This is a genomic window from Butyricicoccus sp. AM27-36, assembly GCF_003480945.1.
GTDB classification, from domain to species: domain Bacteria; phylum Bacillota; class Clostridia; order Oscillospirales; family Butyricicoccaceae; genus Agathobaculum; species Agathobaculum butyriciproducens.
Window position 1 is genome coordinate 349,265 of record NZ_QUJR01000001.1, and the last position, 21,908, is coordinate 371,172.

The 21,908-nt window shown below is 56.1% G+C and carries 20 protein-coding genes and 2 tRNA genes; 13 read left to right on the forward strand and 9 right to left on the reverse strand.

Going from position 1 to position 21,908, the window contains the following annotated elements:
• Positions 1-427: 427 nt before the first annotated feature.
• Both DW724_RS01645 and DW724_RS01650 read left to right on the forward strand, forming a co-directional pair.
• Positions 428-1,288 (forward strand): polysaccharide deacetylase family protein, encoded by an 861-nt coding sequence (locus tag DW724_RS01645; protein WP_158580181.1) that lies wholly within the window; start codon positions 428-430, stop codon positions 1,286-1,288.
• Positions 1,289-1,534: a YlmC/YmxH family sporulation protein gene (locus DW724_RS01650; protein ID WP_110436514.1), complete on the forward strand. Its 246-nt coding sequence runs from the start codon at positions 1,289-1,291 to the stop codon at positions 1,532-1,534.
• 121 nt (positions 1,535-1,655) lie between these two features.
• Here DW724_RS01650 and DW724_RS01655 read toward each other — a convergent pair whose 3' ends face one another.
• The gene (locus DW724_RS01655) at positions 1,656-2,210 is read right to left on the reverse strand and encodes a FumA C-terminus/TtdB family hydratase beta subunit (protein ID WP_116704940.1); all 555 of its coding nucleotides are present in this window, start codon (positions 2,208-2,210) and stop codon (positions 1,656-1,658) included.
• A 2-nt stretch (positions 2,211-2,212) separates the two neighbouring features.
• On the reverse strand, positions 2,213-2,959 hold the full coding sequence (locus DW724_RS01660; protein ID WP_118760439.1) for a hypothetical protein: 747 nt from the start codon (positions 2,957-2,959) through the stop codon (positions 2,213-2,215).
• A 328-nt stretch (positions 2,960-3,287) separates the two neighbouring features.
• Between DW724_RS01660 and ilvA the strand changes: the two genes are divergently transcribed.
• From ilvA to DW724_RS01690, 6 genes are all read left to right on the forward strand, one after another.
• Positions 3,288-4,499: a threonine ammonia-lyase gene (gene ilvA / locus DW724_RS01665; protein ID WP_118360459.1), complete on the forward strand. Its 1,212-nt coding sequence runs from the start codon at positions 3,288-3,290 to the stop codon at positions 4,497-4,499.
• Between the two features lie 310 nt (positions 4,500-4,809).
• Complete coding sequence (locus DW724_RS01670; protein ID WP_118760440.1) at positions 4,810-7,161, forward strand: phosphoketolase family protein; 2,352 nt, start codon at positions 4,810-4,812, stop codon at positions 7,159-7,161.
• Between the two features lie 484 nt (positions 7,162-7,645).
• A complete protein-coding gene (locus DW724_RS01675; protein ID WP_118729325.1) occupies positions 7,646-8,017 on the forward strand; it encodes a GntR family transcriptional regulator in 372 nt (123 codons plus the stop codon).
• Positions 8,014-8,913 carry an ABC transporter ATP-binding protein gene (locus DW724_RS01680; RefSeq protein ID WP_118760441.1) on the forward strand — a complete coding sequence of 300 codons (900 nt, stop codon included), beginning with the start codon at positions 8,014-8,016 and terminating at the stop codon, positions 8,911-8,913. Before DW724_RS01675 ends, DW724_RS01680 begins: the two co-directional genes overlap by 4 nt.
• On the forward strand, positions 8,888-11,053 hold the full coding sequence (locus tag DW724_RS01685) for a DUF6449 domain-containing protein (protein ID WP_118760442.1): 2,166 nt from the start codon (positions 8,888-8,890) through the stop codon (positions 11,051-11,053). The genes DW724_RS01680 and DW724_RS01685 overlap by 26 nt, the downstream gene beginning before the upstream one ends.
• Positions 11,050-11,583, forward strand: coding sequence for a VanZ family protein (locus DW724_RS01690; RefSeq protein ID WP_118760443.1), 534 nt, complete (start codon positions 11,050-11,052; stop codon positions 11,581-11,583). Before DW724_RS01685 ends, DW724_RS01690 begins: the two co-directional genes overlap by 4 nt.
• Before the next feature lie 1,064 nt (positions 11,584-12,647).
• Here DW724_RS01690 and DW724_RS01695 read toward each other — a convergent pair.
• From DW724_RS01695 to rpmB, 5 genes are all read right to left on the reverse strand, one after another.
• Positions 12,648-12,732: transfer RNA gene (locus DW724_RS01695), tRNA-Tyr, on the reverse strand.
• Positions 12,733-12,753: 21 nt separating this feature from the next.
• Positions 12,754-12,829: transfer RNA gene (locus DW724_RS01700), tRNA-Thr, on the reverse strand.
• A gap of 229 nt (positions 12,830-13,058) precedes the next feature.
• Complete coding sequence (locus DW724_RS01705; protein WP_117492285.1) at positions 13,059-13,388, reverse strand: branched-chain amino acid transporter permease; 330 nt, start codon at positions 13,386-13,388, stop codon at positions 13,059-13,061.
• A 1-nt stretch (position 13,389) separates the two neighbouring features.
• A complete protein-coding gene (locus DW724_RS01710) occupies positions 13,390-14,076 on the reverse strand; it encodes an AzlC family ABC transporter permease (RefSeq protein ID WP_118760444.1) in 687 nt (228 codons plus the stop codon).
• A gap of 91 nt (positions 14,077-14,167) precedes the next feature.
• Positions 14,168-14,356, reverse strand: a complete 189-nt coding sequence (gene rpmB, locus DW724_RS01715) for a 50S ribosomal protein L28 (RefSeq protein WP_110436524.1) — start codon at positions 14,354-14,356, stop codon at positions 14,168-14,170.
• A gap of 252 nt (positions 14,357-14,608) precedes the next feature.
• Here rpmB and hprK point away from each other — a divergent pair, with 252 nt between their 5' ends.
• The 5 genes from hprK (at position 14,609) to DW724_RS01740 (ending at position 19,576) form a co-directional block, all read left to right on the forward strand.
• On the forward strand, positions 14,609-15,541 hold the full coding sequence (hprK, locus tag DW724_RS01720; protein WP_117492289.1) for an HPr(Ser) kinase/phosphatase: 933 nt from the start codon (positions 14,609-14,611) through the stop codon (positions 15,539-15,541).
• Between the two features lie 75 nt (positions 15,542-15,616).
• Positions 15,617-16,159, forward strand: a complete 543-nt coding sequence (locus tag DW724_RS01725) for a hypothetical protein (RefSeq protein ID WP_118760445.1) — start codon at positions 15,617-15,619, stop codon at positions 16,157-16,159.
• A gap of 166 nt (positions 16,160-16,325) precedes the next feature.
• Positions 16,326-17,723 (forward strand): stalk domain-containing protein, encoded by a 1,398-nt coding sequence (locus tag DW724_RS01730; RefSeq protein WP_118760446.1) that lies wholly within the window; start codon positions 16,326-16,328, stop codon positions 17,721-17,723.
• 21 nt (positions 17,724-17,744) lie between these two features.
• The gene (locus tag DW724_RS01735) at positions 17,745-18,593 is read left to right on the forward strand and encodes a hypothetical protein (RefSeq protein WP_118760447.1); all 849 of its coding nucleotides are present in this window, start codon (positions 17,745-17,747) and stop codon (positions 18,591-18,593) included.
• A gap of 86 nt (positions 18,594-18,679) precedes the next feature.
• Positions 18,680-19,576: a hypothetical protein gene (locus DW724_RS01740; protein ID WP_118760448.1), complete on the forward strand. Its 897-nt coding sequence runs from the start codon at positions 18,680-18,682 to the stop codon at positions 19,574-19,576.
• 308 nt (positions 19,577-19,884) lie between these two features.
• Here DW724_RS01740 and gltA read toward each other — a convergent pair whose 3' ends face one another.
• Both gltA and DW724_RS01750 read right to left on the reverse strand, forming a co-directional pair.
• Complete coding sequence (gene gltA, locus DW724_RS01745; RefSeq protein WP_118760449.1) at positions 19,885-21,279, reverse strand: NADPH-dependent glutamate synthase; 1,395 nt, start codon at positions 21,277-21,279, stop codon at positions 19,885-19,887.
• Between the two features lie 2 nt (positions 21,280-21,281).
• Positions 21,282-21,908: sulfide/dihydroorotate dehydrogenase-like FAD/NAD-binding protein (locus DW724_RS01750; RefSeq protein WP_147358633.1), on the reverse strand; the 627-nt coding region annotated here is incomplete at its 5' end.

Below are 21,908 nucleotides of genomic sequence, written 5' to 3' on the forward strand. Positions count from 1 at the left end.
AGAATGCAGAATGAACGATACGGTTTACGAGGATTCTGCGGGTTTGGTATTGCATTGAATGTATACCGCAGGGTGCCGCAGACCTCGGCGCACCGTATGTAAATTCATAGGTAACATCTACCTCGTAGGGGAGCACAGTGTGCTCCCGCGTTATGGTTAACCGGATGCGTGGCCGTTCCTTGCACAGGCTTCGGTCGTGCTGCGGGCGAACAATGTTCGCCCCTGCGGTTATGCGTATGCCAATCGTTATATTCGGCGGGATGAGGGCAGAAGGTGAATTGCCCGAAGAGCAAGAGTGGCCACTCTGGAGTGCCCCGCCCTACGGTATGGGTTCAATGTATGCCGAATTATTAAAATGATGCAAACGGTTTACAACGGTGCTGAAATCTTTTTTCGCTGCATAAAATTGTGGCAGGAGGGGATTTCTTTGCGATTGGGTTTTCGTCACACCGCGTTTCAGGCGGTATGCACGGTTTTGGTTTTATGCTTTGCGCTTGGACTGCTTCAGCGTGCCGACACGGTGCAGCCGGTATTCGGGGAGGACAGCGTGCGCGTGCCGATTCTAATGTACCACAGCATTCTCAAGGACAGCGCACGGCAGGGCAAGTACGTCATCTCGCCGGCGGTTTTGGCGGCCGATCTGGACGCCTTGCAGGAGAAGGGGTATACCGCCATAACGGTAAGCGATCTGCTGGCGTATGTGCAGGACGGTGCAGACCTGCCGGAGAAGCCGGTGATGATCACCTTCGATGACGGCTACTACAACAACTACATTTATGCCTACCCGCTGCTCAAGCAGCGCGGAATGAAGGCGGTTGTGTCCATCATCGGCAGCCAGACCGCGCTTTTCACCGACAACGGAGAGGAAAACGCCTACTGGTCGCATTTGCGGCTTGACCGCCTGCGCGAAATGCAGGATGTGTTTGAGGTGCAGAATCACTCGTGGAACCTGCACGAGTACGGCGAACGCCGCGGCTGTCTGCGCCGGAGAGGCGAGGACGAAATGCGCTATGAGACCCTGCTCCGCGAGGACACCGAGCAGACGCAGACGCTCATCACGGACGCCGGACTGCCCGCGCCGACCTGCTACACCTATCCGTTCGGTGCGTGCTCCAAAGAGAGCGAAACGCTGCTCAAAAGCATGGGCTTCCGGTGTACGCTCGGGTGCGAGGAGCGCATCAATACCGTTACACGAAACCCGGACTGCCTGTTTGAACTGGGGCGGTTCAACCGTCCGGCAGGGCAGAGCACGGAAAGCTTCCTGCACCGCGCGTTAGGAGAGGATTAAATGCAGAATACCATGCGATTTTCTGAGCTGCACTGCCGTGAGGTGATCAATCTGTGCGACGGAGCACGGATGGGCGAGGTGAGCGATCTGCTGTTCGATCCGGTTTGCGGACAGATTACCGCACTCGTTGTGCCCGCGCAAAGCGGCATTGTCGGACTGTTCTCCAAAAATGACTGCGTTATTCCGTGGGGGTGCATTGAAACCCTTGGGGAAGACTATATTCTGGTTCGATATAGACCGAAATAATATAGGATTAGACCTGTACCGTAGGGCGGGACACTCCAGAGTGGCTTCTCTTGCCCTACGGAGAAGGCAAAACCACATCAAATGCAAAAAGAAAAAGGCGGACAACCGTCCGCCTTTTGGCTTAATCCTTCTTATACTTTGCAACGCCCTCGGTGTAGAGGTTGCCGCCGACCGAATCCTGCGACACGATGGCGGAGAAATTCTCCACGGTGAGACGCTTGACCGACTCACAGCCCAGCTCGTCATATGCGATGACCTCGACATTCTTAATGGATGCCGCCTTCGCCGCGCCTGCGCCGCCGATGGCTACCATATAAACCGCGCCGTTGCGCGCCATTGCGTCCTGCACGCCCTGACCCCGCACGCCCTTGCCGATCATGCAGGCGAGACCTGCATCGAGCAGACGCGGTGCGAACGGGTCCATACGGCCGGAGGTGGTCGGGCCGACCGAGCCGATGACCTGACCAGGCTTTGCAGGGGTCGGTCCGGCGTAGTAGATCGCCGCGCCGTCGAGGTCGAACGGCAGCTTGTCGCCTGCGTCCATCGCGGCAACGATCTTCTTGTGTGCGGCGTCGCGCGCGGTGTAGACCGTGCCGGTCAGCGTTACGGTGTCGCCCGCACGCAGCTTCGGCGCCATTTCCTTGAGCTGTTCGGTTTTCAAATCGTAGTGTGCCATGCTTATTCCTCCGTTTTCGGGCGCAGATTGTTCAGAACCTCACGCAGTCCGTTTTTTGTCTTGTCCGGCTCGGGATGGGGCGCCTCGCCGTCCTTTTTGCCGAGCGACGCGCTGATCTTGTCAATTTCGCCGAGCACTTCACCGGCCTTGCGGGCCATCTCGGCGGATTCCTGCTGATTGCGTGCCAGCACGGTGCGGTAGTTCTCCTTGGTGGCATCCAGCTGGCGGCGCACCTGCTCGATGGTCTCCATCGACTTGCGGCGCAGCTTCTGCAGCTCCACCTTGGCGTCCTCCTCGATCTGCTTGGCGCGCCGGTACGCGGAAAGCTCCATCTCGGCGATCTTCTCTCTGGTCGCATCGTATTCACCGCATTTGGCTGACAGCTTGGCGTTCTCCGAGGTCAGCCGGTCGTTTTCCGCCGCAAGCTGCGCCGCACGGGCGTTCTGCGCCTCGATCTCGGTCGCCTGCAGGGAAAAACCGCTTTCGATCTGGTCCAGCTGTGCGCGGATTTTATCGGTATCCAGCGTCATTTCGCCCAGCCGCTCGAGCAGCTCGGCGTTCTTCGCGGTAAGCGCCTCGTTCTGCGTGCGCAGCTCGTTCATCGCGGACTGAGCCTCGGTCAGCTGAGTGCGCAGCTCGGCGGTTTCGGTGTAGTATTTCGTGTCGGTTTCTTCTATGTAATGCATTACGTCCTCGCGGTTAAAGCCGCCGAAGATGGCACTGCGGAATCCACGGGTTTGCTCGTCCATTGCAGTTCCTCCCACAATAATCTTATATTAGTATAGCAAATCCTGACGATAAAGGCAATAAAAAGAGTGAAGAGTGCGTGGAGGCAGGAGCGGATATTGGTTTACCTTGTTTCTCCGTTTCAATATTACGATGAAGGTATACCGGTTCGAAATGATTGCACGATGCGACCATTTTCTCGCAATGCACACACACCGCGGGAAATGCGGATTCTTTGTACATATTGAACAGAATGATATAATAATGTAAGGTAATGTGCCCGAATATCTTGCAATCAAAAATGGAAAGTGATATTATAAACCTATCTTGCAAAAACGAGGAAGATGCTCAATGTTAGAATTAAAAGATTTCGAGGCAGCTGCGGACCGACTGAAAAACGTCATCCACAACATTCCGCTGTCTACGTCCTGCACCTTCTCCGCCATGACCGGCGCAGAGGTTTATCTGAAGTACGAAAACCAGCAGAAGACCGGCTCCTTTAAGGTGCGCGGTGCTTACAATAAGATTATGAAGCGCTTCGCTGAGGGCGACCTGCACGCTGTTGTTGCGTCCTCTGCGGGCAACCATGCACAGGGCGTTGCCTTTGCGGCAACCGCTGCCGGTGTAAAATCCACCATCGTTATGCCGCGTTCCGCGCCGATCGCCAAGGTTTCCGCAACCCAGGGCTACGGTGCCGAGGTTGTTCTGGCGGGCAACATTTACGATGAAGCCTATGCCAAGGCATGCGAGATCTGCGAGGAGACCGGCGCAGAGTTCATCCACCCGTTTGACGATGAGGATGTTATGGCGGGTCAGGGCACCATCGCGCTGGAAATCCTGCGCGACCTGCCGGGCGTTGACATGATCTTCGTTCCGGCCGGCGGCGGCGGACTGATCTCCGGCGTGGCTGCCTGCGCAAAGCAGATCAACCCGCGCATCCAGATCATCGGCGTACAGGCTGAGGGCGCACCGGCAATCGCAAATTCGTTCCGCACCGGTGAGCGCATTCCGTCCGATACCGTGCACACCATCGCTGACGGTATTGCCGTAAAGACCCCGGGCGAAAAGACATTTGAGTATATCAAGAAGTATGTGGACCGCGTTGTCACGGTTTCCGATGACGAGATCGCTTCTGCTGTTCTGCTGCTGCTCGAGCGCTGCAAGCAGGTCGTTGAGACCTCCGGTGCGGCTCCGCTCGCGGCTGTGCTCAACAACAAGGTGGATGTACGCGGCAAGAAGGTCGTCTGCGTGCTGTCCGGCGGCAATATCGACGTATCCTTTATCCACAAGATTGTGGAAAAGGGCTTGATTACCCGCTGCCGTCAGCTGAAGTTCTCTGTGCTCATGCCGGATGCACCGGGCGCACTCGAGCATTTCTCGCACATCGTTGCACAGCAGAATGCCAATATCATCCTGTTCCAGCATGACCGTGTACAGACGGACCTCGAGATCGGCGAGGCGATTATCCATGTCGTCTGTGAGGTTGGCGGCGTTGACCACGCCAAGCGCCTCATCGACACCCTCACCGATGATGGCTATAAGGTGTTCACTTCGCAGATTTGATAAAAATGCAATGAAATTACAGCGTTCCGCTTGGATAGAGCGGGACGCTGTTCTTTTTTCGGAAGAATGGAGAATTGAAAATGAACGTAAATCATCACATTCATTTTCAATTTTCAATTACACCTGCCTTGTATAACGCTCTGCTCTCATGGCAAGATATTATATTGACAAATAAATAACGATGTGCTATTATCTCAGCGTGATAAGGAATGAAAAAACAGGTGGACGTTTTATCGCATTATTTGCCGTAAAACGGATAGAATAATAAAACCCAAGCATACAGTCAACCGCAGAAAGGAAGCATTACGCTATGGCAGCACACATCAACGACGAAATGCTGAACAAAATGGACGCATACTGGCGGGCGGCAAATTATCTTGCAGCCGGTCAGCTTTACCTGCTCGACAACCCGCTCCTCAAGGAGCCGCTGAAGCCTGAGCATATCAAGAAGAAGATCGTCGGCCACTGGGGCACGGTGCCCGGTCAGAATCTGATTTACGTTCACCTGAACCGCATCATCAAGCAGTATGATCTGGATATGATCCTGCTGTCCGGTCCGGGTCACGGCGGCAACTTCTTTGTGGCGAACACCTATCTCGAGGGCACCTACAGCGAGGTTTACCCGAACATCAGCGAGGACACCGAGGGCATGAAGCGCCTGTTCAAGCAGTTCTCGTTCCCGGGCGGCATTGCCAGCCACGTTGCCCCGGAGACCCCCGGCTCCATCCACGAGGGCGGTGAACTGGGTTATTCTCTGGCGCACGGCTTTGGTGCGGTGCTGGATAACCCCGATCTGATCGCAACCGTAGTTGTCGGTGACGGCGAGGCGGAGACCGGCCCGCTGGCAACCTCGTGGCACGGCAACAAGTTCCTCAATCCGGTGACGGACGGCGTTGTTCTGCCGATCCTGCATCTGAACGGCTACAAGATCTCCAACCCGACCGTGCTGTCGCGCATTCCCGAAGAGGAGCTGCGCAAAATGCTCGAGGGCTGCGGCTGGAAGCCGTATTTCGTCGAGGGCGATGAGCCGATGAAGGTACACCGCGCACTGGCGGACACGCTCGACACCGTAACCGAGGAAATCCTCGCCATCCGCAAGCACGCGCGCGAGACCGGCGACACGACCCGTCCGATCTACCCGATGATCGTGCTGCGCACCCCGAAGGGCTGGACCGGCCCGAAGAACGTGGACGGCAAGCAGATCGAGGGCAGCTTCCGCGCGCACCAGGTGCCGCTGATGATGGACAGCCCGGAGCACCTGCCCATGCTCGAGCAGTGGCTGCGCAGCTACCATCCGGAGGAGCTGTTCGACGAAAACGGCAAGCTGATTCCCGAACTCAAGGCACTGGCGCCGACCGGCGAGCACCGCATCGGCGCAAACCCGCACGCCAACGGCGGTCTGCTCATGCACCAGCTGCGCCTGCCGGATTTCCGCGATTACGGACTGAATGTTCCGGCTCCGGGCAGTGTTGAGGGTCAGGATATGATCGAGCTTGGCGCTTATGTCCGCGATGTCATCAAGCTGAACATGGACAGCCGCAACTTCCGCGTATTTGGCCCGGACGAGACCATGTCCAACCGCCTGAGCCACATCTTCGAGGTCACCGACCGCGAGTGGAACGCCGAGCGTCTGGACACCGATGAATTCCTGTCCGCAAGCGGCCGTGTGATGGACGGCATGCTGTCCGAGCACATGTGCGAGGGCTGGCTTGAGGGCTATCTGCTGACCGGACGTCACGGCTTTTTCGCAAGCTATGAGGCATTCATCCGCATTATCGACTCGATGGCGGCACAGCACGCCAAGTGGCTCAAGGTCTGCAACGGTCTGCCGTGGCGTCAGCCGATCGCGTCGCTCAACCTGATTCTGGCTTCCAACGTATGGCAGCAGGATCACAACGGCTTTACCCATCAGGACCCGGGCTTCCTTGACCACATCGCCAACAAAAAGGCGGATGTTGTCCGTCTGTACCTGCCGCCCGATGCAAACTGCCTGCTCAGCTGCTTCGATCACTGCATCAAGAGCCGCAACTATGTCAACGTCATCGTGGCTTCCAAGCATCCGCGTCCGCAGTGGCTGACCATGGAGCAGGCTGTGCAGCACTGCACCCAGGGCATCGGTATCTGGGAGTGGGCGTCCAACGATCAGGGCGCAGAGCCGGACGTTGTTATGGCGTGCTGCGGCGAGACGCCGACGCTCGAAACGCTGGCTGCCGTATCCATCCTGCGGGAAGAGCTGCCCGAACTCAAGGTTCGCGTTGTCAACGTGGTTGACCTGATGAAGCTGCAGCCTGAGCGGGAACATCCGCACGGCCTGTCCGACGCCGAGTACGACATGCTGTTCACCAAGGATAAGCCGATCATCTTCGCCTTCCACGGCTACCCGACGCTCGTCCATGAGCTGACCTACCGCCGTCATAACCGCAACCTGCACGTTCGCGGCTACAGGGAGGAGGGCACCATCACCACGCCGTTCGATATGCGCGTGCAGAATGATATCGACCGCTTCCATCTCGTCAAGGACGTTCTGCTGCGCCTGCCGCAGCTTGGCAACCGCGGCGCGTACCTCTATCAGAAGATGAGCGATAAGCTGGTGCAGCATCAGCAGTATATCACCGAGTACGGTGAGGATATGCCGGAAGTCCGCGAGTGGAAATGGAAATAATAGAGAATTGAAAATGGAAAATGGAGAATGACCGTGAAGGGATGGTTCTCCGCAGGGCGCACATTGTGCGCCCTTTTCCTTTGCAACGATAAATCATGTTCATACCGACAAATAACTGCACAAACATTACCGTAGGGTGCGACGACCTCGGCGCACCGTTTGTAAATTCATCGGCAACATTTATCTCGTAGGGGAGCACAGTGTGCTCCCTCGTTGTGGTTAAACGGGTGTGCGGCCGCTCCTTGCGCAGGCTCCGGTCGCGCTGCGGGCGAACAATGTTCGCCCCTACGGTTACGCATGTGCAGACGGTTTACACGGTGCGCCGGGGTCGGCGCACCCTACGGTAAGGCCCTCTATCACGTTAACGCCTAACTACAAATTATGCTTGACATACCGTCTGGTTCATGTTATATTCTAACTGTACTAAAACACACAGTACAGTTGATACACTCTCAAATCAACAAAAGGAAAGGAGGCGCGTCAGGTGATTAAAATCGACTATCGGGATGCCCGACCCATCTATGAACAGGTGGTGGACGGCATTGAGGGACTGGCTTTGCGTGGGGCACTGCCGGCGGACACCCAGCTGCCCAGTGTACGGCAGCTTGCGATGGAACTGTCGATCAACCCGAACACAATACAGCGCGCTTACGGAGAGCTGGAACGCCGCGGTGTGATCTACGCCGCAAAAGGACGGGGAAATTTTATATCGGACAATGCAGCGGTGCTGCGTTCACAGAGGCTTAACGAACTGGGTGAGCAGATTACCGCACTGGCCGGTCAGGCGCGTTCGCTCGGGGCGACCGAGGAACAGATGCGCGGCTGGGTAGAGAGGAAAGGAGAGAGCAGAACATGATTACGGCAACCAACGCGACCAAGCGGTTTGAGGACATCACGGCGGTCGATCACATCTGCGCGGAAGTCAAGGACGGTTCGGTCTACGGCCTGATCGGCTCGAACGGCGCGGGCAAGTCCACGTTCCTGCGCATGCTGGCCGGCATTTTGCAGCCGGATGAGGGCACGGTGCAGATCGACGGAGCGGACATTTTCGAGAACATTGCAATGAAGGAACGGTTTTTCTTCATCTCGGATGAGCAGTTCTTTTTCCCGAACAGCACGCCGAAGGAAATGAAAAACTACTACAAGCGCTTTTACAGCAAATTCGATGAAGCGCGCTACCGCAAGCTGATGAACGGCTTCGGTCTGGACGAAAACCGCAAGCTGCGGACGTTCTCCAAGGGCATGAAAAAGCAGGTTTCGGTCATCTGCGGCGTATGCAGCGGCACGGACTACTTATTCTGCGATGAGACGTTCGACGGTCTCGACCCGGTCGTTCGCCAGACGGTAAAGAGCCTGTTTGCCGAGGATGTAGCGGACAGAGGTCTGACGCCTATCATCGCCTCGCACAACCTGCGTGAGCTGGAGGACATCTGCGACCATGTCGGTCTGCTGCATCGCGGCGGCATCCTGTTCTCACGCGATCTGGACGACATGAAGCTCGGCATGTACAAAATGCAGTGCATTTTCCCGAATCCGCTGCCGGATTCCGCGTGGGAAGGCTTTGACATTCTGCACAAGGAGCAGCGCGGCTCGCTGTACACTATTACGGCGCGCGGCAGCCGGGAAGAGCTGCTCGCCAGGGTGAACGCGCTGAACCCGACCTTCTGCGAGCTGCTCCCGCTGACGCTGGAGGAAATCTTTATCAATGAAACGGAGGTGGCAGGCTATGATGTCAAGAAACTCCTGTTCTAAGGGTCTCGTGCGGGATTGCATGAAACGCAATCTGTGGGCCATCGTGCTGTCCACGGTGGGATTCTTTATGGCGCAGCTGCTGCCGGTGATTATGACGGCGCAGCACAGCCTGTCGGAACATAAGCAGGATCTGGCCAATCTGAGTGCGGCAGATGCCGCGGCAAGCTGGCAAGGCTATGTGGAGAGTGTCGGTGAGATGCTCGGCGGACAGAATATGTTTGTCAAGCTGGCCGTCATCATTCTGGCGGTCACCTGCGGTGTGAGCATGTTCGCGTACCTGCACAATCGCCGCAAGGTGGATTTCTATCACAGCCTGCCGATTTCGCGCAGCCGTCTGTTTGCGGTAAACTACGCGACCGGTGCGCTGTGCGCGCTGGTGCCGTACCTCGTGCTGCATGCGCTGAGCATCGTCTGCACGTGCGCGATGGGCTTCGGTGAGGTAGTCAACGCATCGCTCATCGGCGTGATCGCGTCCAACGTCATTTTCTTCTTCCTGCTGTACGCGATGGCGGCTGTTACGACCATCCTGTGCGGCAACACGGTCATCACGCTGCTGCTCGGTCTGTGGGTGTACTTCGGACCGACGCTCGTAACCGCACTGTGGCAGGGTCTCAAGAGCATGTTCTTCCAGACCTATGTGACGGATGCCTCCATGATTTCGCTGCTGTTCTGCAGCAAATTTGCACCGCTGATTCAGTATTTCGGCGTAAACGGCACGAAAATGCATAGCTGGGCAGTGGAGCCTGTCTATACGATGGATTACGCCGCCGGACTGCAGGAGTCGAGTGCTATCGGTCTGCTGATCGGCTATGCGGTTGCGGCGATCGTTATCACCGCACTGGCGCTGTTCCTGTTCCGCATCCGCAAGAGCGAGCGGGCGGGCACGGCACTGGCATTCAACCCGATCAAGCTGCCCGTCAAGATTATTATCTGCGTGGTTATGGGTACGGCGTTCGCCGAGATTTTCAAAATGCTGGTCTACGAATCCGAGCTGTGGTTCTGGGTCGGTCTGGTGCTCGGCACGGTCATCTTCCACTGCGTGGTGGAGATTATTTATGCGTTCGACTTCCGCGCCATCTTCCGCAAGCCGCTGCAGCTGGTTATCATCCTTGCAGTGCTGTGTGCAGGTCTGCTGACCATGCAGTCCGACGTGTTCGGCTACGACAAGTGGCTGCCGGATGAGGGCAGCATTGCAGCGGCAGCGCCGATGGGTTACGTCGGTGAATCGGCACTGCTCAGTGAGCCGGAAAACATCGCGGCAGCGCGGCAGCTGGCGGCGCTCGGCGTGGAAAGCCTGAATAATACGGATGAAAATGCACAGAAGGAGTGCATCACCGTCACCTTCAAGCTGAAGAACGGCAAGGTGAAGAGCCGTTCGTATGAGCTGCCGGCCACAGACGAAGTGTTCACGCTCAAAAAGCAGATTTACCAGTCCGCAGAGTACAAGCAGAAGGCGTGGTCGCTGTTTGCGCTCGGCGAGGTCAACGAGGGTTATCACCGCAACATTGTTTTCTACACCAACGGTGACGGCTACAACGGCGTCGGCACACTCAGCGACTCGCAGAAGGCGCAGGAGATCATTGACACGCTCAAGGCAGAGACACTGACCCGCACCGGAGACGCAATGCCGGTGCTGCGCATGGAATTCTCGCAGCAGAACAACGACGATTATTACAGCGAGGGTGCGGTATGCGTGACCGACAAGGACGTAAAGACGCTTGCACTCATCAAAAAGTACGCCAATATCGTTCCCAAGGCTGTCAGCGCGAAGAACGTAAAGCTGATTACACTGAGCATCTATCTGCCGGATAAAGACTTCTGGCAGGGCGTGCAGGTGACCGATAGAGCAGACATCGACGCGCTGCTCAAGAATGCGGTCAACATTGACGCAATGAATCTGTACGGCAGCGATGCGATGGCGTATGGCATTATGCAGCAGTTTGCCCGCAGCAACGTATCCGTGACCTACACGGACGAAAAGGGCGATGAGTGGAACGCAAGCGCAGGCTATATCGAAGAGGATTATCCGAAGGATATCATCGAGAAATACCGTGCACAGGCCGAGAAGGACGCGGAAAACGGCGTCGAGTCTGCACAGGACGGTGATGTTGCCTATACAACGGAAGTGCCCCTCGGATGAGAAAGCGCGGTATCATCGGCACGCTGCTTCTGCTGGTGTACCTTGCAGGCGTGGGACTGTTCACCGGTCCTTCACTGGCGCAGCTGCTCGTTGGCCATCTGCCGCAGCCAAGGCTGGAGCTGATTCCGTTTGCGGATATGATTTCCGTGCTGACGGACAAAAACGCGGTCGGACTGGGTCCGTTCGTGAACATTGCCGGAAATATCGCGCTGCTGTTTCCGCTCGGGCTGTTCCTGCCGCTGTTCTGGCGGTGGTTCGAGCGGGCAGGACGCACCATCCGGTGGTGCTTCGGCACCTCGCTCAGCATTGAACTGATACAGCTGGTCGCGGGCGGCGTCACCTCAGTGGATGATCTGCTGCTGAATACCCTGGGCGGCGCACTCGGCTTCGCGGCGGCAAAGCTGCTGATGAGAGCGTGTCCCAAGCTCGCGCCGACAGGCGAGGGAAGGGCAGAGTGGGCAGCACCGCTTGTCTGCTGGCTCGCCATCATCGCGGCAAGTACAATATCCGATCTGCTGATTCTGTGGTAGGAGACAGCGGGTCGCAGGATGGATAGAGAGTAATATACGGAAAACAGGCACACCGAGAGGTGTGCCTGTTTTGGGGTTTATGTGATTGAAATACGAGGTAAATGCACAAAAGCCGCCCCGAAGAGCGGTTTATTGACAGTATGAAACCATGTATGCTATAATGAAGCTGCTGATATGGAACGGCGAGGTTATTCCCCTGCATTAAGGGGGTGACGCGCATGACAACAATGGAGGTACTTACGCTTCTGATGCTGCTTGCGACGGTTGTCTTCGGTATTTTGAACCTCAAGAAATAACCGCCACCTAAAAAGGCAGCGGCGTTTTCCTCAAGCTCTAAACTTGCAACGGGGAACGACCGCACCTGGCAGTGAAAGCCGTTCTCATAGCAGTATTATAAACGGACGCTCCGGTTTTGTCAAGTGATGAAACCGGAGCGCTTGTTTGGCTTTCGGATTGGGCGCGTGCCTGCCGGGATTGGCTATTGCCGCCCATGGTCGCACTGCTACACGCGTGCCTGCCCGTCCGGTGGTGGATTCGCTTTTACTGCGGTGAAAGCCACAAGAGAAGGTGCCTTAGGGTACGACCTCGGCACACCGTTTGTAAATTCATCTGCACCGGCTGAACCGTAGGGGCGAACATTGTTCGCCCAAATTGCACGTTGTCGTTGCTTGGTATTGGTATGCGGGCGCACACCCCGACTCGCTAAGAGCCGCCTACGGCGGTTGCTCGCTGGACGCCCACTGCGGTGGGTGTGTGCGCCCCTAAGGGATAACGTCGCAAATGGCAATATATCGTTACAAACGCCTGTGCGGGTTGATTTCGCTATCGAACAACCTGTTCTTCCCTTCGGATTGGGCGTGCGCCTGCCATGATTGGCTATTGCCGCCCATGGTCGCACTGCCACACGCGTGCCTGCCCGTCCGGTGGTGGATTCGCTTTGCTGCGGCAAAGCCACGCCGGTTGAAACGTGCCACCGGCACGTTTCCAAGAGCCGGCTTTCGAATCCACAACCACCTTCCGCCAAAACAGAAAAAGGACATTCCTTTTGGAATGTCCTTCTGTTTTGGTGGAAGGTGGTGGATTCGAACCACCGAAGTCATAGACGACAGATTTACAGTCTGTTCCCTTTGGCCACTCGGGAAACCTTCCATATTCGATTACCAGCTTGATTGGAGCTGGTGGACGGACTTGAACCCCCGACCTGCTGATTACAAATCAGCTGCTCTACCAACTGAGCTACACCAGCGTTTTGTCAAGCCGTCTGTCTCAGCGACTTATATATAATAGCATGCGAAGCGCGAATTGTCAACAGCTTTTTGCAAAGTTATCGAAAATAATTGTAAAACCCTGTGCATCGCTATTAAGGCAATACCGCATAATTGAACAAGAGTGATTTCCGCAAAGCACCGCAGTCTTAATTGTGCGGTGTTGCCTTAAGAAAAGGGCGGACACACCGGTCCGCCCCTGCGTATGGATTAAACGAACACATTTTGCACCAGCACCATGTAAAGTACCGTGCCGACGCCGATGGACAGCAGGTTATTATGCTTCCAGATGTGCAGCAGCGCTGTGATGGCAATGCACAGCAGCTCGGGAATACCATGCGTACCCGTCACCCAGCCGACGTTCTTGAGGCAGTACACGACCAGCAGCGCGATGACTGCGGGTGGCAGGGTAGAGCCGAGGTATCGGATGATCGGCGGGATGGGCTTGGAGCCGTTGAACAGCAGGAACGGCGCGACGCGTGTTGCAAATGTGCAGACGGCTGCCACGGCAATCATGGCGATAGCGTATGTCGTTGTCATATCAGGCGACCTCCTTTGCCAGACGGCCGCGCATAGCGACCAGCATGACGCAGATTGCGAGCATGGCGGGCAGGATGAAATTGTCCGGCCCGAGGATGGCGAGCGACACAGCTGCCGCAGCCAGCCCCATCAGTGCGGGAATGTGGCACTTCGTGCTCTGCCATTGCTCCACAAAGATCACCGTGAACAGCGAGGTCATGGCAAAATCAATGCCGGTGGTGTCAAACGGCAGTATGCCGCCAATGATCGTGCCGAGCACCGAGCCGAGGATCCAGTAGCTGTGATCCAGCATGGCGATCCAGAAGCGCATATCGCCTGCATCAATGCCCTCGGGCGTCTTGACCGAGCACAGCAGGGAATAGGTCTCATCGGTCAGCGAGAAGATCATGTACCACTTGCGGCGGCCCATCGCATGAAAAGTCTCCAAAAAGGACAGACCGTAGAAGATATGCCGGCAGTTGAGCAGCAGTGTCATCACAGCAACGGTAACAAGGGATGCCTTGGCTGCCAGAAGCGACACAAGCAGATACTGTCCCGAGCCTGCGTAGATGGTCAGGCTGCAGAAGAAGGACCAGATCGATCCGAAGCCGATATCGCGCAGCATAACGCCGAATGCGAAACCGATGAACAGATAGCCGCACAGTACGGGTATCGTGGCGGTAAAGGCAGGACGAAGCGCCTTTTTCATGGAAATCACCTACATACTATAAGGGTAAAAGAAAAGCGCTCTGCGAACAGAGCGCTTTGGCATTTCAACGTAAACGCACAAATCGTTAAAATCAGATAGCGCGGGTAACCTTGCCGGAACGGAGGCACCGAGTACATACGTTGATATGGCGGGGAGTACCATCGACCATAGCCTTTACGCGACGAACGTTCGGCTTCCAGGTTCGATTGGAACGACGGTGAGAGTGGGAAACCTGAATACCAAAGGTCACACCCTTATTGCAAATATCGCACTTTGCCATTTTCCTGCACCTCCTTCTTTCGGGCATTGCATAGCAGATATTATATTACCACATGTATAGAATGAATGCAAGCATTTTTTTCAGAAAAAGAGAAAATTTCAAGTTTTCCTGCGGTCCGTGCGGAAATCGTTGAAAATAACAGGAAAATAGGGTATAATACATCTATATCTACTTTATGTATTATACAGTAATAAAACAGCAGAGTAAAGAGGATATAGAATACCTGCCACAGCGGAAGGGAGCATTATACTTATGCAGTTAAAAGAATTCGGTGTCAGCTTGGGCGATCTGATCCATGAATTTAATTTTGAGGTCGTTTACGGTCCGGAGGGCTTTGAAAAGACCGAGATCACCAAGGACGACGTAAACCGTCCCGGTTTGCAGCTGGCAGGATTTTTTGATTATTTCGATCCGAACCGTATCCAGATCATGGGCAAGGTTGAGTCCAGTTATGTAGAGGGTCTGTCGAGCGAGGAGCGCCGCAGCCGTTTCGACCGTCTGTTCGAGACCGGCATCCCTGTGCTGCTGCTCTCGCGCAACATTGACGTATTTCCGGAGTGCCTTGCGGCTGCACAGGAGCACGGTGTGCCGATCCTCCGTACCAACGAGTTTACCTCTACCATCATGAGTGCGATCATCGCCTCCCTCAAGGTCAATCTTGCACCGCGTGTTACACTGCACGGCGTACTCATCGAAATCTACGGCGAAGGTGTGCTTCTGCTCGGTGACTCCGGTGTCGGCAAGTCCGAGACCGCGATCGAGCTGGTAAAGCGCGGTCACCGTCTGATCGCGGACGACGCGGTTGAGATCAAGCGTGTATCCGACAAGACGCTCGTCGGTACGGCGCCCGAGGTTATCCGCCACTTTATCGAGCTGCGCGGCATCGGCATTGTTGATGTTCGCCGTATCTTCGGTGTCGGCGCGATTAAAATGACCGAAAAGGTTGAGCTTGTTATCAACCTCGAGCCGTGGGAGGACGGCAAACAGTACGACCGTCTCGGCATGGACAGCCAGACGACCTCCATCCTCGATATCGCGGTTCCGAGCCTGACCATTCCGGTAAAGCCCGGCCGTAACCTTGCCGTTATCATCGAGGTTGCAGCGATGAATGACCGTCAGAAGAAGATGGGCTTCAACGCCGCGAAGGAGCTGCAGGAGCGTATGCTCAAGCAGTACGGCAACTGATAAAAGGTAAATAAGGCAGTACAGCACAATGCAAGCGGTATTGCCTTGAAAATTTAATAAAAGGTGGGGATCTTTATGAAAAAAGCAGCGGTATTGGTATGTATGGCGTCTGTTCTTCTTTCGGGATGCAGCGGTGCCGGTGGGGAAAAGGTGTCGCAGACGGCGGATTCCTGCGCGCAGGCGGTTGCGTCCGAGCTGGCAAAGACCGACTGGACGGCAGTCAGCACCGATATAAACAGCGATGACGCTGCGTATGTGATGGCGCATAGGGACACGGTTGCGCTCGACAGGCTGATCGCGTTTACACTTACCGCCGATGGCGGGCCGAGTGAGGGCGCGTGCGAGGAGCTGCGGAGCCGTTTTCTGGAATCGCCGCACACTGTTCTGGCGTATCTGGTGCTGATGGGCGATCAGACGGTATCGTCGGACGACAGCACACCGGTGGCAGAGTTCATCTGCGGGCAGATTGCCTCGGCAGATGCCGCATGGCATGACGGCTCGGAGGAGTTTGCACAGGTAATGGAATCGTGCAAAGCCGACTATCCGGAAGGACCGGCGGCGGAGCTGCTGAGCAAAATGGAGACGGAACACGAAGCCTCTCTGGAACGAAATAAATAAGGGATGCAGGCAAAAGCGTGACTTTAGCGGTCATGTCTTTTGCCTGCGTTTTTTTAGGGAAAACAACTAAACAGAGCGGACGTTTTTTGTTGCACTCACCGAAAGAAAACCGGGAACAAAACCGCTTTCGGATCGTCTAACTGGGTATAAAAAGGAGGTAGTTATTATGATGGAGAAAAAACGAATGGCGGCATTGTTTGCAGCGGTGCTGTTCGGCATGAGCGCGATTCCCGCAGGAGCGGTGAACCTGATCGACACGGACGCGGCAGCGACCGACTCTGCCGAGCACGCGGAGCTTGACCTGTACGGCGTGCGCGCCACAGTAACCGACAGGCAGGACGGCGAGCTGACCGTCAGCACTGAAACCGCAGGCACAGTTGTGGTGCATATTGCGGAGCAGACGATCATCATGGACACGCAGACCGGTCTGCCGGCAGGCGCACAGGATATCAAAAAGGGTGACGAGGTGTACCTCTACTGCGGGGAAATGATGGCACTGTCCGAGCCGCCGCAGGTGTATGCCAAGGCGATTCTGGTCAATCTGACCGACGAACACGAGCCTGCAAGCCTGCTGTCCGCCGAGCAGGTGAAGAAGAACGCGGACGGCAGTCTGACCGTGCAGGCAAGCGACGGCGGGCTGATGCTGAACATTGCGCGGAATGCGTCTGTTACGCCGTTCGGCACGAAAAACAAGGCAAAGCTTGAGGATATCCGCATGGGAACCCGGTTTTTTGCATGGTATGACACGATTCTGGAGAGCTATCCGGCGCAGGCGGGTACGGACAAGGTCGTGCTGCTGCCTTCTGAGGACGATACGTTCGCCATTGTCATTGAAGGCGACATAGTCGCAGGCGAAGGCCGCATGACGAACGGCGTGGCCATGGTTCCGCTGCGCCTGACCGCCGAGCTGTGCGGCTTTACGGTCAAGTGGAACGCCAGGGACCGCGCGGTGCACCTCACCAACGGCACGGTGCAGACGACTGTGACCATCGGTCAGGACGAGTATTTCCGCGCAACCGCTCTGCCGGACGCGGACGGCATGAGCCGCCCGGGAGCACTCGGTGCCGCGCCCTATATCGCGCAGAGCAGAACGTGGGTTCCGGCGGAGCTGTTCGGCCTGCTCGGCGAGCAGATTGAGATGCGCGGGGACGCGCTGTATCTCGGCGGGGTGCCGAATGCTTTCACCGGAGAAGCCGATGAGACGAACGCGTTTAACATCGTGTGCAAGGACAAGACGCTCGACAAAGGGCGCATGGAAAACGGCGTGGCTATGGTGCCGCTCCGTGAGGTCGGCGAAGCCCTCGGCTACACCGTGACGTGGGACATAGAGAACCGTCAGGCGAAGATGAACAACGGCAAGGTTATGACGCATATAAACATCGGTGAGGATTCCTATATCCGTTCGGTGATGAACGGCGACGGCACGGAAGCACCGGTTTCGTTCGGCGCGGCGCCGTATTTCGCTGATGGCAAGACGTGGGTTCCGGCAAAGCTGTTTGAACTGCTCGGAGAACAGGTTGAAATGAAGGGGAATACGCTGTATCTCGGTGGAACGGAGAACTAAATACGAGAAAGGGTGACCGCCATGAAACGAAAGTGGAAAGCCTGCCTTTGCATAGCCGCGTTCCTGCTGGCCGTGCTGCCGGTCTCCGCAAGCGCGGATTCGGGTCCGAAACCGCAGATCACCATTCAGGTGCAGAATGCGCCGGACGGCGATTACTACGTTGACCTGCTCATTCCGGGCGAGATACCCGAGCGCGGCATCGACAATATAGAGTGGAACCACATTGACCGTGCGTCTCTGCCGCTGGATGCGCTGGAGCGCGACCGCATGGACGGCTGGCACTATGCCATGCTGGACGGCACGCCTGCACCGCTGTTTTACAAGCATCCGGACAAGGACACGTTTGTGTTCAGCTATTTCGGCACGCCGGACACGTTTCGGATTGCGGTTTATGATGATTCTCAGCAGAAAGTAAACTTTTCTGAGGTGATGAAGCGTACACAACTGCAGCAGATATTCACCTGTGACTTTGCGGATAATACGGTAAAAACCGGAAATCCGCTGCTGACATATCTCAAACAGTTCGCGTCCTCGCTGCTGCCGACACTGCTAATAGAGGGAATCCTGCTGCTGCCGTTCGGCTTCTGGGACAGGCGCAACGCAAAGCTGTTCCTCGTTGTCAACATCGGCACACAGCTGCTGCTCACTGTCGTAACGGCGGCCTGCATGTGGATTGGTATGCCGTTCTACCGGTATCTGGTGTTTGCGCCGCTGGAGCTTGTGATTTGGATCATCGAGGCTGTTATTTACCGCAAACGGCTGCAGACCCGGCGGGAAACGGCTCATCCGGTCGCTTACGCGCTGTGCGCCAACGCACTGAGCGCAGCCGCAACTTTGTTCAGCGTGCACATGATATTTCCGTGGGTTTGAGTGAAAAGAACCTGTCAATCGACAGGTTCTTTTGCGTATTCCGGCGTTTTGTGGTATGCTATACGGAGCAAAGGAGGCGAGCGGCCGTGTCAGCCAAAGCATACTATCATCTGCCCGGATTATTTGAATTTTACGAGTTTTACCGCGCATTTCTGCCACTATACCGCGCAAATCATGACTGGTTTTACGACTGGTGTGAGATTGGGTCCGTTTACGGCGCACCGGCGGACTGCCTCTGGGGAGGCGGACGAGCGGGTTTCGGTGAGTGCGGCGTACGCGAAGCGCTGGCTCTGGCGCAGGAATACGGCATTTCCGCGCGGCTGACATTCAGCAATTCGCTTCTGCGCGAGGAACACCTGTCCGACCGCAAATGCAATGCACTATGCGAGTTGTTTTCGCAGGCAAACAGCGTGCAAAACGGCGTAATCGTGCATTCTGAGCTGCTGACCGACTACCTGCGGACGCGGTATCCGGCGCTGTACCTCGTGTCGTCCACGACCAAGGTGCTGACCGATTTTGGGGATTTCCGGCGCGAGTTGGACAGGGAAGAATTTCGGTATGTCGTGCCGGATTTTCGATTGAATAAGCGGTTTGAGGAATTAAACGCCTTGTCGCAGGTGCACAAAGATAAGGTGGAATTTTTGTGCAATGAGTGCTGCTGGTTCGGGTGCAGTGACCGTAAGCAATGCTACGAGGTTGTCAGCCGCAAAAATCTCGGCGAGGACTGCGAGCACCAGTGCAAAGCACCGAATGCACAGGGCGGCTATCGGTTCTCCAAGGCGATGGAAAATCCGGGGTTCATCGGCGTTGATGCTATTTGGCGGACGTATCTGCCGATGGGATTTTCACAGTTCAAGATTGAGGGCAGGGGACTGGGAAGCGCGCTGATCCTCGAGTTTTTGCTGCATTATATGACAAAACCGGCGTATCAGCTGCGCGTGAGAGAAGAAATCTATCTGGATAATATGCTCGATTTATTTTAGAGCATAAGAAAAGAACCTGTCGTAAGACAGGTTCTTTCAGTCTGTCAAAAAAGTATTATTTTAATTTTTACGCTTCGTGCGGCAGCACGCATAAAATAGAATTTGCGGAGCAAATTCATAAAAAGTTGGGGCGTGTACCTGACTTTTTATACAAGGGAAGAAAAAATGTGCCCGCAGGGCGCGGTTTTTCTTCAGTATTCGCTCGAAAGCGTGGTTTCGAGCGAGAGGCTGCTCGAAAAACGAAGTTTTTCGACAGTCTCAAAGAACCTGCCGTAAGACAGGTTCTTTTTCACATAAGCAAGCAAAAATTACTTGTTCTTATTCTTAATGTACTCGTCCATCGCAGTCGCAGCGCGCTTGCCTGCGCCCATTGCGAGGATAACGGTAGCTGCGCCAGTAACAGCATCGCCGCCGGCGAACACGCCGTCCTTGGAGGTGATGCCGTGCTCATCGTCAGCCACGATGCAGCCCTTGCGGTTGGTATCCAGACCCGGAGTCGTGTGACGGATCAGCGGGTTCGGGCTGGTGCCAATCGCCGCGATGACGCAGTCCAGATCGAGCACAAACTCGCTGCCCTCGACCGGAATCGGACGGCGGCGGCCGGATGCGTCAGGCTCGCCCAGCTCCATCTGCTGGCACTTGAGGCCGGTGACGTTGAAGTTCTCGTCAGACAGCACCTCGAGCGGCGCGGTCAGGAACTTAAACACAACGCCCTCTTCCTTCGCGTGGTGAATCTCCTCGAGACGAGCCGGAAGCTCCTTCTCGGAACGGCGGTATACGATGTAAACCTCGTCCGCGCCCATGCGCTTCGCACAGCGGGCAGCATCCATTGCAACGTTGCCGCCGCCGACTACTGCGACCTTCTTGGCATGGTAGATCGGGGTGTCGGCGTTTTCCTTGTACGCCTTCATCAGATTGATACGGGTCAGGTATTCGTTCGCGGAGTAAACGCCGTTTGCGTTCTCGCCCGGAACACCGATAAAGGTCGGCAGACCGGCACCGGAGCCAACGAAAATTGCCTCGTAACCGTCACCGAACAGCTCGTCAATGGTCTCAGAACGACCTACAACAAAGTTGAGAATGAACTCAACGCCCAGATCCTTCAGCGTGTCGATCTCCTTCTGCACGATAGCCTTGGGCAGACGGAACTCCGGAATACCGTACATCAGAACGCCGCCGGCGGTGTGCAGCGCCTCGAAAACAGTAACCTCGTAGCACATGCGTGCCAGATCGCCTGCACAGGTCAGGCCGGCCGGGCCTGCACCAACGATGGCAACCTTGTGACCGTTGGATTCCGGCTTTACTGCCTTCTCGGTGCTGTTTTCGCGCGCGTAGTCGGCAACGAAACGCTCCAGACGGCCGATTGCTACCGGCTCGCCCTTGATGCCGCGGACACAGTGGCACTCGCACTGGCTCTCCTGCGGGCATACACGGCCGCAGACAGCGGGCAGAGCGGAGGTCTCCTTGATCTTGGCAGCCGCTTCGAGGAACTTGCCCTCGGCAACCAGAGCGATAAACTCCGGAATCTTAACCTGTACCGGACAGCCGGTCATGCAGGGCTTGTTCTTGCAGTTCAGGCAGCGCTGTGCTTCCTCGATCGCCATTTCAGCGGTGTAGCCGAGCGTTACCTCTTCAAAGTTCTTATTGCGGACGTCCGGCGCCTGCTCGGGCATCGGGCACTTCTTCGGATTCATATTCGGCATGATTACTTGACCTCCTTCTTGAACAGATTGCAATGCTCCTCGCGGCGCTCTACCGCCGCGCGCTCCTGTGCCTTGTACATGGCACCGCGGCGCATTGCACTGTCAAAATCAACGAGGTGACCGTCAAAATCCGGGCCGTCAACGCACGCGAACTTGGTCTCGCCGCCAACGGTAAGACGGCAGCCGCCGCACATACCGGTACCGTCAACCATGATGGTGTTCATGGAAACGATGGTCTTAATGCCGTACGGACGAGTGGTCTCACAGACAAACTTCATCATGATCATCGGACCGATGGCGATAACAGCATCGTACTGGTTGCCCGCGTCGATCAGCTCCTTGAGCACCTGTGTAACCAGTGCCTTGCGGCCGTTCGAGCCGTCGTCGGTGACGATGTGCAGGTTGGTGCAGGCGTTCTTCATCTCGTCCTCGAGGATGATGATGTCCTTGCTTCGGAAACCGGCGATCAGGTCAACCTCAGCGCCCATTTCATGCAGCTTCTTGGCCTGCGGATATGCGATAGCGCAGCCCAGACCGCCGCCGACAACAGCGACCTTCTTGAGACCCTCAAGCTCGCTCGCCTTGCCGAGCGGACCGACAAAATCATGCAGGCAGTCGCCCTCATTCAG